Origin of the sequence: Halocatena pleomorpha, from assembly GCF_003862495.1 — an archaeon.
GTDB classification, from domain to species: Archaea; Halobacteriota; Halobacteria; order Halobacteriales; family Haloarculaceae; genus Halocatena; species Halocatena pleomorpha.
On the sequence record NZ_RRCH01000020.1, the window covers coordinates 1 to 15,767 of the forward strand.

At 50.9% G+C, this 15,767-nt stretch carries 11 protein-coding genes and 3 pseudogenes; 8 read left to right on the forward strand and 6 right to left on the reverse strand.

Going from position 1 to position 15,767, the window contains the following annotated elements; translation table 11 throughout:
- From EIK79_RS09155 to EIK79_RS09170, 4 genes and pseudogenes are all read left to right on the forward strand, one after another.
- Nucleotides 1–435 (forward strand): alpha/beta hydrolase family protein (locus EIK79_RS09155; protein ID WP_148094140.1); only part of this gene is annotated, 435 nt, incomplete at its 5' end.
- Nucleotides 436–790: 355 nt separating this feature from the next.
- Nucleotides 791–1,189, forward strand: a pseudogene (locus EIK79_RS09160) (hypothetical protein).
- Between the two features lie 237 nt (nucleotides 1,190–1,426).
- Nucleotides 1,427–2,260, forward strand: a complete 834-nt coding sequence (locus EIK79_RS09165; protein WP_185715576.1) for an N-glycosylase/DNA lyase — start codon at nucleotides 1,427–1,429, stop codon at nucleotides 2,258–2,260.
- 28 nt (nucleotides 2,261–2,288) lie between these two features.
- A complete protein-coding gene (locus EIK79_RS09170) occupies nucleotides 2,289–2,825 on the forward strand; it encodes a DUF6884 domain-containing protein (protein ID WP_233738070.1) in 537 nt (178 codons plus the stop codon).
- Between the two features lie 169 nt (nucleotides 2,826–2,994).
- On the opposite strand, the gene EIK79_RS09175 is transcribed toward EIK79_RS09170, so the two are convergent.
- Nucleotides 2,995–4,371 (reverse strand): GIY-YIG nuclease family protein, encoded by a 1,377-nt coding sequence (locus tag EIK79_RS09175; protein WP_124954823.1) that lies wholly within the window; start codon nucleotides 4,369–4,371, stop codon nucleotides 2,995–2,997.
- 1,307 nt (nucleotides 4,372–5,678) lie between these two features.
- Nucleotides 5,679–5,960: a hypothetical protein gene (locus EIK79_RS09180; protein ID WP_124954824.1), complete on the reverse strand. Its 282-nt coding sequence runs from the start codon at nucleotides 5,958–5,960 to the stop codon at nucleotides 5,679–5,681.
- 751 nt (nucleotides 5,961–6,711) lie between these two features.
- Between EIK79_RS09180 and EIK79_RS09185 the strand changes: the two genes are divergently transcribed.
- Nucleotides 6,712–7,911 (forward strand): Cdc6/Cdc18 family protein, encoded by a 1,200-nt coding sequence (locus EIK79_RS09185; RefSeq protein WP_124954830.1) that lies wholly within the window; start codon nucleotides 6,712–6,714, stop codon nucleotides 7,909–7,911.
- 890 nt (nucleotides 7,912–8,801) lie between these two features.
- On the opposite strand, the gene EIK79_RS18445 is transcribed toward EIK79_RS09185, so the two are convergent.
- From EIK79_RS18445 to EIK79_RS09200, 3 genes are all read right to left on the reverse strand, one after another.
- On the reverse strand, nucleotides 8,802–9,107 hold the full coding sequence (locus EIK79_RS18445) for a hypothetical protein (RefSeq protein ID WP_124954825.1): 306 nt from the start codon (nucleotides 9,105–9,107) through the stop codon (nucleotides 8,802–8,804).
- Between the two features lie 122 nt (nucleotides 9,108–9,229).
- Entirely contained in the window at nucleotides 9,230–9,835 is a 606-nt protein-coding gene (locus EIK79_RS09195; protein ID WP_124954826.1) for a site-specific integrase, read from the reverse strand.
- 1,256 nt (nucleotides 9,836–11,091) lie between these two features.
- A complete protein-coding gene (locus tag EIK79_RS09200; RefSeq protein ID WP_124954827.1) occupies nucleotides 11,092–12,663 on the reverse strand; it encodes a hypothetical protein in 1,572 nt (523 codons plus the stop codon).
- Nucleotides 12,664–12,808: 145 nt separating this feature from the next.
- Here EIK79_RS09200 and EIK79_RS17760 point away from each other — a divergent pair, with 145 nt between their 5' ends.
- On the forward strand, nucleotides 12,809–13,048 hold the full coding sequence (locus EIK79_RS17760) for a hypothetical protein (RefSeq protein WP_148094141.1): 240 nt from the start codon (nucleotides 12,809–12,811) through the stop codon (nucleotides 13,046–13,048).
- 107 nt (nucleotides 13,049–13,155) lie between these two features.
- Nucleotides 13,156–14,607 (forward strand): hypothetical protein, encoded by a 1,452-nt coding sequence (locus EIK79_RS09205; RefSeq protein WP_124954828.1) that lies wholly within the window; start codon nucleotides 13,156–13,158, stop codon nucleotides 14,605–14,607.
- A gap of 87 nt (nucleotides 14,608–14,694) precedes the next feature.
- On the opposite strand, the pseudogene EIK79_RS09210 reads toward EIK79_RS09205, so the two are convergent.
- Nucleotides 14,695–14,796, reverse strand: a pseudogene (locus tag EIK79_RS09210) (IS6 family transposase); the annotation flags it as partial.
- On the opposite strand from EIK79_RS09210, the pseudogene EIK79_RS19425 reads away from it, so the two are divergent.
- Nucleotides 14,794–14,897: pseudogene (locus tag EIK79_RS19425) on the forward strand (IS6 family transposase); the annotation flags it as partial. The pseudogenes EIK79_RS09210 and EIK79_RS19425 overlap by 3 nt on opposite strands.
- Nucleotides 14,898–15,767: the final 870 nt, after the last annotated feature.

The following is a 15,767-nucleotide window of genomic DNA, read 5'->3' on the forward strand; positions in this document are numbered from 1 at the left end:
TATGGTGCCTCCTACGGCGGCTATCTCACCTACGTGCAGATGGTTCGCTGTCCGAAGGTATGGGCCGCCGGAATCGCTGTGGGTGGACTGACGGATCTGGTTGCGATCTATGACTCAAACCCTGATCTTCCTGGGCTTCACGAAATGGGTGATCCGACGGCCAACACGGCCCTGCTCCGTCAGCGCAGCCCTATCACCCACGCCGACCAGTTCGAGGGACCGTTACTCATGCTGCATGGGGCTGAGGACATGACTTCGCCCGTGAGCCACGCCCGCCGCTTCCGAGAAGCACTCCTCGAACACGGATTTGAGGAGGGAGACGATTTCGAATATCACGAACAGGGAGACCAGGGCCACGCGCTCGTCGAGCACGAACAGATCACAAACCATTGGCGAACCGTTGAACGGTTCCTGACACGCCATCTCGATCCCTAACACCGAGTATGCTCCATTCACTTGCTGACGATGGAACCGTCACGAACGTCTACCTGTTCGTGTGCGATTCGCCCCGGCTCGATAGCCTGCCAGCACATCGGTTCACGAGCACATATCGACCGACTCGACTGCGATCGGTGGTTAGTAGCTTTTTCCTTCCTTCAAAATATTGAATAATACATATAAAATATATTATAGTCAATAATCAATTGGGAAGATATAGATCCACTTTCAGCTTGAACCATTGATTTTTTGGATGGAGTATTAAAGTCTAGAAAAACATACTCATAGCAGGCAGGGACACTGTCTAGTTGAGGGAGTTTGAGAAACGAGTAGATCGTAGTGAGTGGTGATCATGACACTTGCAGCCCTGCTCAGAGAGACGTTGTCCGTGGATTGTGATGAGGTGTGGGAGAACGAGCGCACCCCGACACCCGTGTGTTCGGGGTGCGCCTGCACTCAATGGGCCTCTCATTGCGAGAGATCGTCATGGTGCTCGATTGGCTCGGCGTCGATCGGTCTCACGGAGCCGTCTGGAACTGGACGCACACATTGGCAGAGGCATACCACCCGAACCATCATCGAGAAATGGTCTCAGACCGTGACGATGCGAATCGACCGCTTTCACTCGTTTTGGCGGGGCAGTCCAGCCAGCGCGAGACGCTGGCTGCGACGATTTCGGCACCACTACAACCATGATCGACCGAATCAAGCGCTCGATGGACGAACGCCCGTCGAGGAGATGCTCAACTAAACAGTACCTTATAGTTTATAATGCCACATGTGCTATCTGATGAACCACAGCCAGCATATCGTCTTAAAGAATGCTATCCCTTTAACAATTGAAATGTTTCACTACCCCCATCTCTCTTTGCCTATCCCGCCACTGTCCTTATTCAATAGAGATGCAAATTGTATCTCTTGTAATCATAATTCTTGTTATTCTCTAACGAGTGTCCACCAATATATGCAAAAGAGACGTGTAGATGCAGTGTCAGAGGCGATCGCGGACATCGGGTATGAGGGGATCGTCGCATTCGATCAGTTTGAACCCGAGTACAACGCTATCAAAGGACTCTATCGAGAGTTTGAAGATATCGACTCAGTTCAACTGTTAGTTACTTGTGCGACGACTCAGGAGTTCCAGCTCAATGGAGATGCCCAAGCATTCTGGCGGACACTCACCGAAGTCTCGATCAAGCACGACTCCTTGAATTCGATTACCGACGTGGAGGCAATATTGTGGAAATTCATGGAAGAGTCGGTGAATGCCAGGATGAAGAGTATAAAGAACACTCGTCTCGAGAAGTTACTTAATTCTGGATTTCCAGAATGGTTCTTAGCAAACCACCGTGATGTGGAACCGTTTGAGGTGTGGGAACAACTAGCCAACGACATCGAGAACAAGAAGCAAAAGAAGACGGTAGTACTCTCGATGAAAGTCTATGATATTGCCCACCTCATCGACACTGGCGAGTATCACGAATTCCCCTACGATATCCCTATCCCATGTGATCTTCAGATCGAGCGGGTCTCAGAAACCTCGGGGATTGTAGACTCCACCGAAGCGGATGTGGTTATGGCTGCCTGGATGGAGGTGATGGAAGGGGTGAGCGGGAAGGTCGGCCACCCCATCTCACTACTCCGAATTGATTCGATTATCTGGCAGGCCGGGCAAGTAATAGGAAACACAGGCGAAGACCTTAAGGAAAGCCGTCAGGCCCTCGACGCTCATTTTCAGGAGGTCGGCCTTGAAGCCCCCGAGCGCACCACTCTTGCTAATGAACTGACTGCGTCTTTGGAACATCACCAAGGAGTATCGTGAGTATGCAAGCCATCGTATCCGACAGCCGGTGCAGGACTTCACAGACACAATCCCGTCCGTCGATGAAACAGCCAATTATAGCAGGCAGAAACCCGATATCAACTCCTTTAAAAAAGAGATTCAAATCGAAATGACTCTGGAAATCGGACTCGTTAGCTGCGTCAAAACCAAACAGGATAGTCCGGCGATCCCCCGTGATCTCTATACATCTTCCTACTACCAGAAAATGCGGTCGTACGCCGAAAAAGAACACGACGAATGGTGGATTCTATCGGCAAAACATGGTCTTCTTGACCCCAATGGACCACCAATCGAACCGTACGATGAGACACTTACGGGGGCAAGAGTTACAAAAAAGCGTGACTGGGCAGAGATGGTGTACCAAGAACTCAAAGAAGCTGGACTCCTTGATCCAGGTATTCATCTCGTTTTCCATGCGGGACAAGACTACTACAGTGAACTCCTTCCAAAAATCAGGGGTTTGACGGGTGTGAGTGTGGAAATTCCGACTGAAGGCCTTTCTATTGGTGAAACTCTATCGTGGTACAAAGAGCAAAACAATTGACGGATCCAACCCCACGTTCCGTTCGTATCGAACCGCGACCAGATCACACATTATGTATCGAATATATCCTTCGTATTTCTCATATCAGACTTACTACCACTATATCTTACCATCTGGGGTAATATGGAAACATACATTACTCCTATTTTCGTGCTGAGTGGTCTCGCTACTATGGATGCTGAACCGTCTGGAATGCAAAGTCAGTTGAATGAATCGGTGCATCGTCAGGAACACCGCTTTTATTCAACAGGTGCGCCGGGAACGCAGCTTGTGCCAGACCGATCAGCTGTGGTTCGACCTCGGCAAGAGACGCTTGATAGCCATACGGCCCAACGTGTGTCTGTTGATTCCAGGCCCTGGTCCAAAGGTACACTTGCTCTTTGAGCCGACGGGTGCCCTGTTCGAACAGTTCACTCGCCCATGGTTCTTTCCGGGTATCGTTTTCAAAGAGCGCCATCGAGAGCTCGCCAACATGCCAATAGTCTCCCTCACCCCATCGAGCGAAACTCCTCGTACTTGCTCGCTCAGCGGCAATTTCTGTGAAATTCGAACTTAGTTCCTTCTTTTTACCGTAGGCTTCTGCTTTACCGATATACCGCGGCACGATTCGTGGATGATCGCTGTTCTCGGTCTCCGTAAGCTGGTACATGATGTAGAGTAATCCCTCATGGTCCCCATCCCGGACGCCTTTCGAATGGACACAGTTCTGTCCCTCGGCTCGAATCCGTGCATCAATAGTATTCGAGCGTTTGAGCCGCCCAGCGTCGGTGAGTTTGACGCGCAGCTGATCATCGGTGGCAAACACTGGAATCGGGTCTGCTGTCGTCGCATCACTGAGGTCCGGATGGACATGGGTTTCAAGCCACTGTCGCCAGAGATCGGCTTTTGAATGCCTCGCCGTATCGATCGGTTCTTGGGGAGGTACCCGACTCCGATCTGGAGCGGACGGGTCGGTAGTAAGCCACTCCGGACCAAGCGTTCCGATCTCATGGAGAACCCGGTTCGGGACGAACTCACGGTTCGTCAGGGTAGTCCGATATTCAGCGTGGGCGTGGATGAGTCCGATAACCTTCGCTTCGAGTTCGTGCCGATAGGTGGCAGTGCCGTAGGGCCCCGTCTCATGCGTGTTCACATCAAGAATCCAGATATGCAACCGATTGTCAGCCCGTTCACGAATCGCTGCGAGATGGTCGTACTTCGAAAAACTTCCCCATGAGCCGTCGTCTTCCCAGTCATCAATCGGGAGTGCGTCTCGGAGCTTTTTGTAGTGCTGGTAGATGCGGGCCCCGATATTACGCGATTCACCGACGTAGACAGGCGTGATGTCGGCGGGTGTAGTGATCGGCTTGTCCGCAAGATAGATGAGATACAGGTACTCGCCGTCGTTCTTCCCATAGCGGTACTGATCAAGCGCATCAGTCGTTGCCAGCGCTCCATCGTCCGTCGTAAGAAACGGCACGGGATCTGGTTGATCCGAGGCACGGATATCCTCAAGAAGTGTCTCGTTGATCCATGTCGTCCACAAAGCAGCCTTCGAGGGAGCCATCGTGATAATACGTATCTATTGATGGGTTATTAATTACAGCAATAGATAGTATATCCACCACACTCTCATCCTAGCATAACAGATAACCAGCTGTCAATGGGACGTCTCTATCGGTGGCTATCAGTTTAGTTACCGATCGATCGAATTATTCCTCTGTCGGTGTCGAGATACCACTGCTGGCAGTCATGATCTTTGGATGCTCATGCTTCAACCTGACTCGGGGTCGTCAAGTGCAATCTGGAATAACGGCGGTGATATTGTGACGGTCGAAAATGATGCTGGCACAGTGGTCGCCAGTAAATCCTACTGAGAAAGCCGATCGTTCACCGTTGCTAAGATGGGGTGATATCTCCCCGTACGTATCCACCCCAGTTCATACAGCTCGATAGCGGGGTGTTGCCGTCGATCGCTAGACGCGCTGGGGCTGTTCCATGAGCTGGGATACTATCGTAGTTCTTCCACGGATTCGAATCGTCAACACCAGCTTGGTACTTCTGAAACGCCATATCGATCCGCGAGAGCGATCGACTCGCTTTAACCCTCCAAGGGTTCGTCTGAAACCTAGCGTCTTCTCGGATGGCTTGATGAATGCACGGTACTCTGCGCTCGGAGAGCGATTGAAGCGGTTCATGCGCCTTTTCGAGTACAACTCACTATAGTCGTTGTGACGATTCAAAAACATCGGGAGTAAGAGGTGTGCTTGTTGTGTCCTCAGGTAAGTTTCCGTTTGCAGAGGGGTGTCGTTGCTCCGGTGATCGGTTGTTACTCTCTCAGGAACTACTGGAACCGGTGGTGTAGTATCGCCGTGTTGTCCGATGATTTTTCACTCGAAATCCGGTGTGTGCCCTCTTCAACATGGAGCGCCTCACTGAGGATGCATGGATGAGGTAATTCACGGACTCAGTTCTTGCTTACTATCGGTTGATTCATGAGCTGCCTGCTCCCGATTTGCTTGTTTTTTGTAGGCGATGGTGAAGAGTTCATGGGCGGTCGTCGGTGCTGGTGATGGCGACAGGGTTGTGAGCAAGTCTGGCAAGTCGAGCGGCGGTCATGTGTTTGTGGTCGTTGATGATCGTTCTCCCGGACGATGGGAAACGAGCCTACGTACTGATTCCGGTAGCGACATCGGATAGAGCGTCAGCGGGGGTAAAGCCCCGCCGTGGTCGGACGGATCTACGTTTCAATCCCGTGTTGGGTTTCTAGGGTACCGTGACTTTATAAAGGTCCACGTAGCTTCTCTTCACAGAACGTTCGACTGTTCCTCAGGTGGTGCGACGCCAAGGCCAGTCACACTATCGCAGCAGGTCTCACAGAGTCGATAGAGGCGAATTCGATCCCCACCCGTTGGCTCGATCTGTCTGCGTCGCTGCCTTTAGCAGGTGACTCTTTGCCGTCCCTGAGCCACCGAGGAGCATAACATGCGAATCGCCACGTTCGCGTTCTCCTGTTGAGTGCTCAATACGCACGCCTCCAAAGAGTTGAAGAATAATCGCCTGTTTCACCAATTCCTCGCTGTCTTCGAAACGCTCATCGAGAAGCGACGGATACGTCTTGAGATAGTCCTCTTTGATTCCGACACAGTTGCTCATCGAGAAGCGACGGATACGTCTTGAGATAGTCCTCTTTGATTCCGACACAGTTGCTCATCGATCTCCGGAACAGACAATGCCGCTGCTGTATTGTTACCGTTCCCGGAATGGAGATACCTGAGAACTCGTCGAGAGAGATGTCGAGGTTAACCTTCTGTTCTCTTTTGCCCCCTCGTTTCCGGAGCTTCCTGAGCGACGTTCCTTTAAATACCACACACACCCCTCCTTTCCTGAGCTAATAGTTGATTGACGAAGCATCGAGATAGCCATGCGGAGGTCGAGTGAGAGACACCCCCTCGTTTCCGGAGCTTCCTAAGCGACGTTCCTTTAAATACCACACACACCCCTCTTTTCCTGAGCAATGGCTTGTGAGGATCATGCTAAACTAGATGGTTACTAAGAAGGGAAAAATTATAAGTAAGTATAACGCAAACCATAACCGCACTAGCGAGAAACGAAGATAGTCCTAGGAAGTTATTCCTAGGACTAGCTATCTAGCGACATTATTATTGCTAAGATATAGTTTGGTATTTACCTAGTAAGTAACATAGCAGTGTAATTCATCCAACTTAATCTCATCCAACAACCGTTTTCTCGACGCTCGGGAAACGAGGGGTGTGTGTGGGTTTATAAACAACCGCCACTCCGGAAGCTCCGGAAACGCGGGGTGTGGAGGGTTTATAAGTAAACACCGCTCAGGAAGCTCCGGAAACGAGGGGGTTTATGTGGTAGGGGTAAAAGACGATAGATGATGGGATTGGAACCGTTCACTCCAGGCGATGCTATATTCGAAGACGAGGACATCCTTCGGGATAGCCACCAACCCGAAACGTTGTTGGAACGAGAAGATGAATTGAAAGAGTACCAATCTGCTCTCCAGCCGATTATCAATGGCGCACGTCCACGCAATATCTTTCTGTATGGACAAACAGGGGTCGGGAAAACAGTTGCTACTGACATGATCATCGATCGTCTCCAAATAGATCAAGAGAAGATCGATAACCTGGATATACACGCGGTTAATATCATTTGTAAAAATCTCACCACATCATATCAGGTGGCAGTGAAATTAGCAAATCGTTTTCGCTCCAAAGACGAGAGACTTCCACCTACTGGATATCCCCCAGATACGGTTTACGAGTTTTTGTGGGAACATCTAAAAGAAATTGATTCCACTCATGTCCTGCTTATCCTTGATGAGATCGACGCCGTCGGTGAGGATGATAACATCCTGTACGAGCTCCCTCGTTGCAACGACAACGGAAACGTCCCACCCGAGATGACAAAGGTAGGTGTGATTGGGATTAGCAACAATTTCACGTTTCGCGAGCAGCTATCCGCTCGAGTCACTGACTCACTCTGCGACGAGGAAATTCATTTCCCGCCATATGATTCAGATCAACTTCGATCAATCTTGCGTCAAAGAGCGAAGCGTGCTTTCATTGATGATGTCTTAGAGGACGATGTGATCCCATTGACAGCAGCAATCGCAGGACAGGAGTCTGGATCTGCCCGACAAGCACTCAAGCTATTATTTAAAGCTGGAGATATTGCGAGGAGTGATGGTGCAGAGTCAGTTGACGAGTCCCATGTGCGAGAGGCTGAACCGCTCATAAAGGAAGGTAAAGTAAAAAGCGAACTCCAGTCACTTCCCGCCCAGAGCCATGTGACGTTATATGCACTACTGAGATTGCACGCAAAGGATGAGTTGCCCGCCAAAACAGGCAAAATATACGAGGAATATAAAAAAGCAACATCTCACTTCGAAGCCGAGGAAAAAACGGATAGAACGATTCGGAATCGACTCAATCAGTTGAGTCTGAAAGGATTCCTGAGTGTTGATGAAAAAAATATGGGGGCGAGAGGAGGGAGTTATTACGTCTATCAGTTCGGAGTCCGACCTAAACTCATCCAAAACGTGCTGGAGAATCTCGACCGAGTGGAGATATAGCAATAAGTCCTACTGGAGAAACGTGGCTGTCTCGATAGTATTGTAACGGAAACCTGTGTTATTACAGGCCCCACATGCCGAGCAGCCCGAGTCCGCCGAAGCAGACTATGGGTGATCGTTTTCTCCCCGTTGAGCCAGTTTGGTGTGCTACGAACATCCCGGGACGGGTGAGGTACGGAACGTTCAGGTGCCAGTTAGCGGTGCAGACAAGATCTTCCAAGTCTCCTACCACTCGATTGCCACCCAATGTGATGCTCAGGACTTTAAGAAGTGGTGTATTTGGATCAAGGGGGACTGCTGACTGGGGCCTCCCCTCTTGTTGTTACATCCTGTTGAGAATCCTGACCCGATATTCGATGACGTGAGCGAAACCGTCACAACACCCCGAAACCCTCCACTGAGGTTGAAATATTAATCATCAGGTTAGTCGGAATAAAATGGACACTATTTCACCGATTTCTGGTCAGTTCGCCGTTTGAAGTGATTCGACGGGTGCGATCACGGCTGATCGTTCACAGTTGCCCCCGGTTTCGAATCAATCCACCTGCGGGTAACACTGCGTGGCGAGTGACAGTATGCTCCTACTTTGCGTAAACGGAGCAGCAGGAGGAGAACTGACCGAGAAGGTGGTCACGCCGGTTCCATCTATCCCTCGGAAAGCCGTCGCCAGCATCCCTTATGCAGCACGAACTCATCCTGTCCGTTGCGTGATTCCGTGTGAATGCTCCCTGCGCCACACCGTGGAGGGGAACTCCCCGCGACAGATGTGAACCGCTAGCTCAGGTTGTTCCCGAAGTTGTGTCGGGGACAAGCATACACAGAAGCAGATATCGCATGGAAAACGGTCAGAAAGTGAGTGGTTTGTCAGGACGGGTGGACTATTCCTACTCCTAGTCAATTTTTCTTCGATATAATATATACAATATTATAGAGTTGAATATCAAATTTATATATCCGCTAGAGGATGTCAAAATCGCATATATTCCATAAACGGCACCAATACCATAGGCAAACATTCCTAAATACCATCCCCAGTGGGACCTATACCATAAACTAACGCCTGTTACTGTTTGAAGGATAGTATATAAAAAATATATACCATTTCTCTCAATAGCAAGTCCAAATGAACCAATTCCAATCACTAGACTCAATACAGATATTGAAGTGATGCCCTGTGATGATCGATCCGAACTCATCAACAGATTATTATTCTAAAGATTAATATATCCTACTTGTCGTCGCTGATAAATCTGAGGGCGAATCGATTATCGGCTGGGTGGTGCAACTGCAGCACCGACGGATTGTCGGTCATATCTGTTCATAACGCGACGGTGGTCATTGAGTCGATGATGTTCTCCTCAGTGGGGGCTGTGAGGTATGGCTCGATCGCGTCATAGCTCGACCAGCCGCCCAGCGCCATCACGATGCGTGGAGAGACGCCCTCCTCGACGAGCAAGTGGTTCGCCCAGCAGCGGCGGAGATCGTGGGAGGTGACGCGTCGATAGTCTGCGTCACCGGTCGTCTCAGCCGCGTCATCCGCTGCGTGCTCGACCCAGTACTGCAGTGTCCGTTTCGAACGGTCGATGAGCGGCTCGCCCCGATCGATGTCCTCGTGCTGGACGAAGCGGTTGATGGTGCGTTCGAGCTCGACGGGCAACCACGTTTCCCGATGTTTGCCGTCGACATGCTCGCCGGTCGTGTCCTTGCCTCCGACGACTTCTAGCGAGTGGTGAGTCCCGTCGCTCATCCGCGAGACATGCCGTGGCTCGACGTCGAGCACCTCGGCCACCCGGAGGCCACAGTCGCCCATCAGTCGGATCGCGATTTCGTGTTCCCACAAACTGCACTCTCGTGGGAGGTGTTGGTATTCGTCGCGGCTCAGCCAGACGTTGAACGTACCGTCTTTGTTACGCTCGGTCCTCATTCTTGCACACTTCTATTAAGGATTTCATGCAACTTAGAGCTATCGGACGCTAGAACGATTTGTTGAGTCGCCTGAAATCGGGCATCTGAGCGGGGTTAGGTGGTGAGTTGCACGTTAGTATACTTTCACGCAATTCCACCCGGTGATGGTGACCGGTGTGACCGGGGCGGTCGACGGTTGCCGACTCGTACGATAATGAAGCGTCAGTAATCGAGAGCTTCAATCCGTCTAGGGTCCTACTGTAACCGTGTCCGTTTGGACATTCATATTTCCTGCCTTTGATCATCAGCATCACTTCGCCGCACTTCGGACAGTTGATCATCACCTGAATGATCGATGGTGCTTGACGCTGTCGCTGGTGTATTTGATCGCTCATATCACATCTGTATCCCATAATGGTACTAGGGGATATTATATTATACTAATATAAAGATTATTCGAAATAATTAAGTGGTTCGTTGTTTAAGGAGTGGTTGGTGCTTGACCGCATTATATCACATCGGGTCTGTCATTTGTGATAGACCCGTCCTTTACAGTAATACAGAGTGACGACACTCGCCTTAGCTACGGTTCGTCCTGAGTAAGTCGTCGTTCGACTAGATATCACGACAGAGAAGGCCACACTCTCAGAGGATACAATTCATTCGACCAAAGGATCTCCCTCTGACCCGATACATCGAATCACCACCTAGGGCACGATACCTGAAGCTTAGCAAAGGGCAACAACGCGAACGGCCTGAGTTTGTCACCGTCCTGGTCTCAGCGAACAACGTGGACCGACTCACTGAGATCCATTCACTCCTCGATTCGGCCCCAGACCACATATCGACTGAAGGTGAATGGGACGATATCGGTATTTGTTGGCTCACGCCGCGAAAACAACCTCTGACTACTTGGCTTGGGCTCACCTCAACACCGTGGGATGAGTATGCGTTCCAATTAGGGAAAAAGGATCCGCAGACAGGGACGAAAGAAGAAATAACAGTACCGTTTCGCTTGCTGATCGTCGTATAGCAGACCTTCACACCATTTTCACAGCAATTCGTGTTGATATCCTCCTCCACAACCAGTGACCGTGATCTCCCCCGACGTTTTCATGTGAAAATCGCCATGCTCGGTTCCGAATCGACTGCTGAAGCCATATCTCTGATGGGCTTCGACCCTTCATACTCCCCGTACACTGGGGACTTAGTCGGCTTGCATACCATCACAGCTGCCTGAGGCCAGTTGCTGCGCAATATTGAAGCAGTGTACGGTCAGGAGGGTTTGAGTTCGACGGCGTTAAAGGCGTTGGATAACCGGCTGATAATACTTTGACCGACATCCGTCAGATTTGCCACCTGGCCTTCGATGTAAGGAGGCCCACTAAGATCGTGGAGCGTGTCAAAGTTTACTAATATATCTAGGTGATCGGGGACGTTGTCGTATTGAAGGCCCGGGTCTCCTCTAAATAGGATCGGCTCACCGTCAGAATCGCCCATTGGGACCGCCATCTCAATTCCGCCCTCAACGTACTCCCCCACGATCTCGTTGTCAAGCCGGGATTCCTCGTTTTTGACTACGAGCATGGTCCGATCGCCAGTCGCTTCTTTCACGTCTCGGATCTGGCTTCGGAGTTTTTTTGTGACGTTTGCTCTGGCTTCGCTTTCCTGGGGGTTCATTGAGGTTGAGTAATGCTGTGCGACCTCGTAGGAGGGCTGTGGTTGTGGTAGCGTGACCTCTACCCAGATAGTTTCCCCTCCAGCGGTAATCGTGGCGTCGGGAACTCCACCATTTGGTGCTTGCTGTTCGATTGCTACGTTAGCGACACCGAACTCTCGTCGGAGAGCGTTGAACACTTCTATCTCTGCTATGGTGCTGTCGAAGCTTTTTCTCGCCAAGAGTTCGTCTCTGAGACGAGCAGTAGGGTCATCGTTTTGGCCATGCTCAGGCGCGATTAGTTCGACGCAGTGGTCGTAGTAGGCCAGTTTCTGAATTTTTCCGAGGCTCTGTTTTGCTTCCCGCGCCTCGTCATTTGTGGCATTAGGGTCGTCAGCTACTGCGTTCACTTGCGATGGGGAGAACGGGTATCTAAGGAGCTTGGTCAGCGGATGAGTATTGTGCTGCTGAAGGCTGGGTACAGCAGAGGTGTTGTGGTTGAGCAGGAGTTCTAGATGAGAGTACTCGGAAATGTTTGACTGTAGTGTGCTCCAGTCCACATTGTTCTTTGTGACCCATTTGAGATCATCCAGCAGTATGTAGACCCTGACAATCTCGAAGTCTTTATCCTGATAAGCGTCATTCGGGTCTAGACCTTCTGACTGTGCGATATCCTCAAGTTTGGCTTTGATGGGCTGGATTTCGGTTGAGAAATCTTCGGCTCCGTGGCCTGAACTTTCCTCCAAGAAGCCCCGCAGCGCGATTTCAATGGCACGGAAGAAAAAGTAGCTATAAGTGTCGTACCAGTCCTGCATTTGGCCGGACAATTCGTCTTCTTGGCCTCTGTAGAGGTGAGGTATCAGCGGTGCCAGGTTGTGTGCAGGTTTAATGTCTCCACATTGGACCTTCATAATGATGTACTGATTAACTGCGTTGATATCGTGGCCCCCTATTGCTTCGAGTCCACGTCCGAGATTGGAGGTGGGTATTATATTGGCTTCCACTGAAATCTGGTAGGCGGTTTTCAGACATTTTGTGTGTTCATAGCTGACGCAGTTTTCAAATATATTAGATATATAATAGAAACTTCCGGGCAAAGGATGTCCGGCATCTTTGATAAGGTCTTGTATCTTGTCCAGCTTCTGGTCACAGTTGAGGGTGCTGTCCTGCTTAATTTGGGGGAATTTCATCAATCAATGGTTGATACGGGCTTGTGAAAGAGTTTTCCGAGCAGTTCAGGATCAGCATATTGCCTCGGTGCTGGCCAAGGCCTCGTAGGTGTTTCGGCGCGATCGGGGTGGTACTCATTCGAGCGAGGACGGCGCCTCATCAAGCGTGTCGAAGCCAGCGCAGTTCGTGCCCAAGCGCAGGAGTGACTCGGCGCGTTCACCACTCCTTGATCCCGACGGGACGCCGAGGAGGTCGGCTACCTTGACGTGCGTCGGACCATCTCCGCGAACCGATCGCCGGACGATGGGTTCATTCAGTAATCTACGAGCGTTCCAACTCCGCCGTGAAGTGTTCCGAGAACCGGAAGAAAAAGCACTCAAAACCATCCTCGAAACTGCGCTCTAACTCACCAACAATCTCCGCCACAAGAGCGATGATACAAAAGAACATAAATTGGTTCCCCACCTTTATTCGTAATCTATTTGTCACGTGGTTTGTAACTGATATTCGGTATGGGAGAAACAAGTCCAATCGGTGCAACGATCGTGTTTGTAATTGGATTATCACTGGTATTCTGGCTTCCGCTGCGCATCCGAGACGTCTGGCGTGGTGAGAAATCCGCCCCGCCGATGCCGATTCCGGAGCGGAAAAAGCGAATCTTCGGCCGGAAGGTGTTTGACGTGACGGATCGGAATTTCCCCCTGAGTGGCGGTGCGTTCCTCTTCGGCGTTGGTGTGTTCGCCGTCGGATTGGGGGCAGAGGGGGTGTTCTCGACGATTTTGGAGATACACATCAAAGCAGCAATCATGCCAGTCGTGGCTAGCGGTATCGGTCTCGGTACGATCTGTGGTCTGCTGGCACAGATCATGTATCTTACTGATCGACCGAAGTTCCTGATGCCGCCAGCACTTCGGGATAGTGCGGTCGAACACGATCTCCCCTCGGCCGACGAAACCGAATTCGACGAATCAGAAGCATCGGTAATCGACGACCTGCCGGACGACATTTCAGTGTTCAAGCGCCGTCGAGAACGATATCTTCGTCTGCTACAGACGGGCTCGGCCACGGCATTCCGTCGTGATCCGCGGATGCTCTCGTTTTTGCTGGATTCGATCGAAGGGATCGATCGTTTGTTTGAGGCGTACGAAACGGAACCATCGCTCGAAGCGGCGTATCGGTCGCTGGACGAGGAAACGATCAACGCGATTCTCGAGGACGCGTTGTCGTCGATTGAGGGAACTGCAATCATCGCGTTCGAGAGTCTCGATCTGCTCGATATATCTGACGATGATGACATGACGTTCGACGAGGAACGGCTCCGAACGCTCGGCGTCGATCCAGCAACGATCGACACGACAACCGACGTGTATTCCATCGACGAAGAGTCCCTCCTTGCCGACTACGTCACGGTGGTCGAATCGTTGGATCCGGAATTGGTTACCGTCTTCGACGACCAGACCATCACAGCGTTTAGACGGCTGGAGTTGTCGTTCGATGACGAGAGCGACGAGCATATCTACGACATCGTCCGGAGCGATTCGTTCGACTACGGGCAGCTCGATGAGTACGCAAACCAACTCGAACGATTGCGATCCACGGCGACGCTGTCCGCGTTCGACGACGAGATCGTCGGACAACTCGCTGGAGAAGTTCGTCGGCTCAGGCGCGAGATAGGCACTTCTACGTTTGATCGCTCGTCAGTGCGCTTCCTCGATGATCTCCCTGCTGATATGTACGAGACAACCAGTCTCTCGACGACGCCCGGTGGCTCGCTGATTCTCTTCGACGATGATGATCCCGTTGAGTTGGCGCTCATCATCTCGAAATTCGACGACGTGACGCTCACGCGATGGTCCGACGACAAACTCCGCCAGTTTGAGGACTACTTTGCTGTACACGAATCGACAGTTCACGACGACCAGTTCGAGGACCAACTCACAGGGCGTGTTCTGACCGTCGAGTGATGCTGCCGTGGTGAATCCCTATACAGCGATGGATTCCCGGGGATACTACCTATTTGATGTTGTGAACGACACACATCAGGGTACTGTCTAGTTGAGCATCTCCTCGACGGGCGTTCGTCCATCGAGCGCTTGATTCGGTCGATCATGGTTGTAGTGGTGCCGAAATCGTCGCAGCCAGCACTCAGTGCTTGGCTGACCGCCTATACTGCCTACTACAACTACTATCGAAGTCATCAAGCACTGAGAATCAAACGCCGATTGAGGCACTCAAGTCGGAGGGTTCAATATAGCAGTGCCAATCGCAAAATCCCTATCAATCAAAAGTCAATTTACGCTTCGACACGAGTATTAGTCATATGATATCAGAAATACTGCTAGGGACCGGTACTGGCATTCTAGGTATCGTTAGTATATATGTGTTCCAGAAGGAAGGATTCAATGGACAGGTAGGACTGTCTCTCACCCTATTCTGCATCTTCGTGGCAGCTTTATTAGGATATTCATAGACATGTCTCCACTGATAAATAGTGAATTATATTGATGGGATGGCTTATCGAGGTATCTTGGTCGCGTCGCATCTACTTCTGGTTAGTGTAATGCTCCGTTCAGTTGATTCGCACACACCCTACTCAGGCATACTACAGGGGGATTTCTAGTGTACATACGCAATAGCGTAGATCCCGCAGGCTGGCATGGTGAGTAGGGTGGGTACGGACTTACTGGATGCTCCAGTAGTGCCACTACAATCGTGATTTGTTGTGCTCTATTGAAAAGCCGGTACGGAAGTAGGTTCATAGCTTTCCGGCCGGAATACCGCCATTTGGGATGTATCCCACGTTGATGGTCATAAGCTAATTTTCCTGCGGTCTGGACCGCCATCGGTGTCAAACTCTTACCTCTCACCGGGACGCGAAGTCGAGCGCTCTGTGATCGAACGAAGATGTGATTTGGTTTAAGCGCTGAATGATTCGACGTGCTCGCGGAACGGAGCAGCTAGCCCACTTTCTATTGACCTCCTCCCGCGCCTAAAGTCGCGTGAATCCCACCATAGGATTTCGGGCCAGTCGAACCAACCCTAAGGTTTCAAGACGCATACGTTCCAAGCGTCATCTGCTGGGTGGCAGCATCGTCTTGGCTGTCTTGTGGAGCGGTCAAAGGCT

What these genes read in the sequence shown, in the direction of transcription:
- EIK79_RS09185 (WP_124954830.1), top strand. Translation starts at nt 6,712, where the DNA reads ATGGGATTGGAACCGTTCACTCCAGGCGATGCTATATTCGAAGACGAG.
- EIK79_RS09180 (WP_124954824.1), bottom strand. Translation starts at nt 5,960, where the DNA reads ATGAGCAACTGTGTCGGAATCAAAGAGGACTATCTCAAGACGTATCCG.
- EIK79_RS09205 (WP_124954828.1), top strand. Translation starts at nt 13,156, where the DNA reads ATGGGAGAAACAAGTCCAATCGGTGCAACGATCGTGTTTGTAATTGGA.
- EIK79_RS18445 (WP_124954825.1), bottom strand. Translation starts at nt 9,107, where the DNA reads ATGAGTTCGGATCGATCATCACAGGGCATCACTTCAATATCTGTATTG.
- EIK79_RS09195 (WP_124954826.1), bottom strand. Translation starts at nt 9,835, where the DNA reads ATGAGGACCGAGCGTAACAAAGACGGTACGTTCAACGTCTGGCTGAGC.
- EIK79_RS09175 (WP_124954823.1), bottom strand. Translation starts at nt 4,371, where the DNA reads ATGGCTCCCTCGAAGGCTGCTTTGTGGACGACATGGATCAACGAGACA.
- EIK79_RS09200 (WP_124954827.1), bottom strand. Translation starts at nt 12,663, where the DNA reads ATGAAATTCCCCCAAATTAAGCAGGACAGCACCCTCAACTGTGACCAG.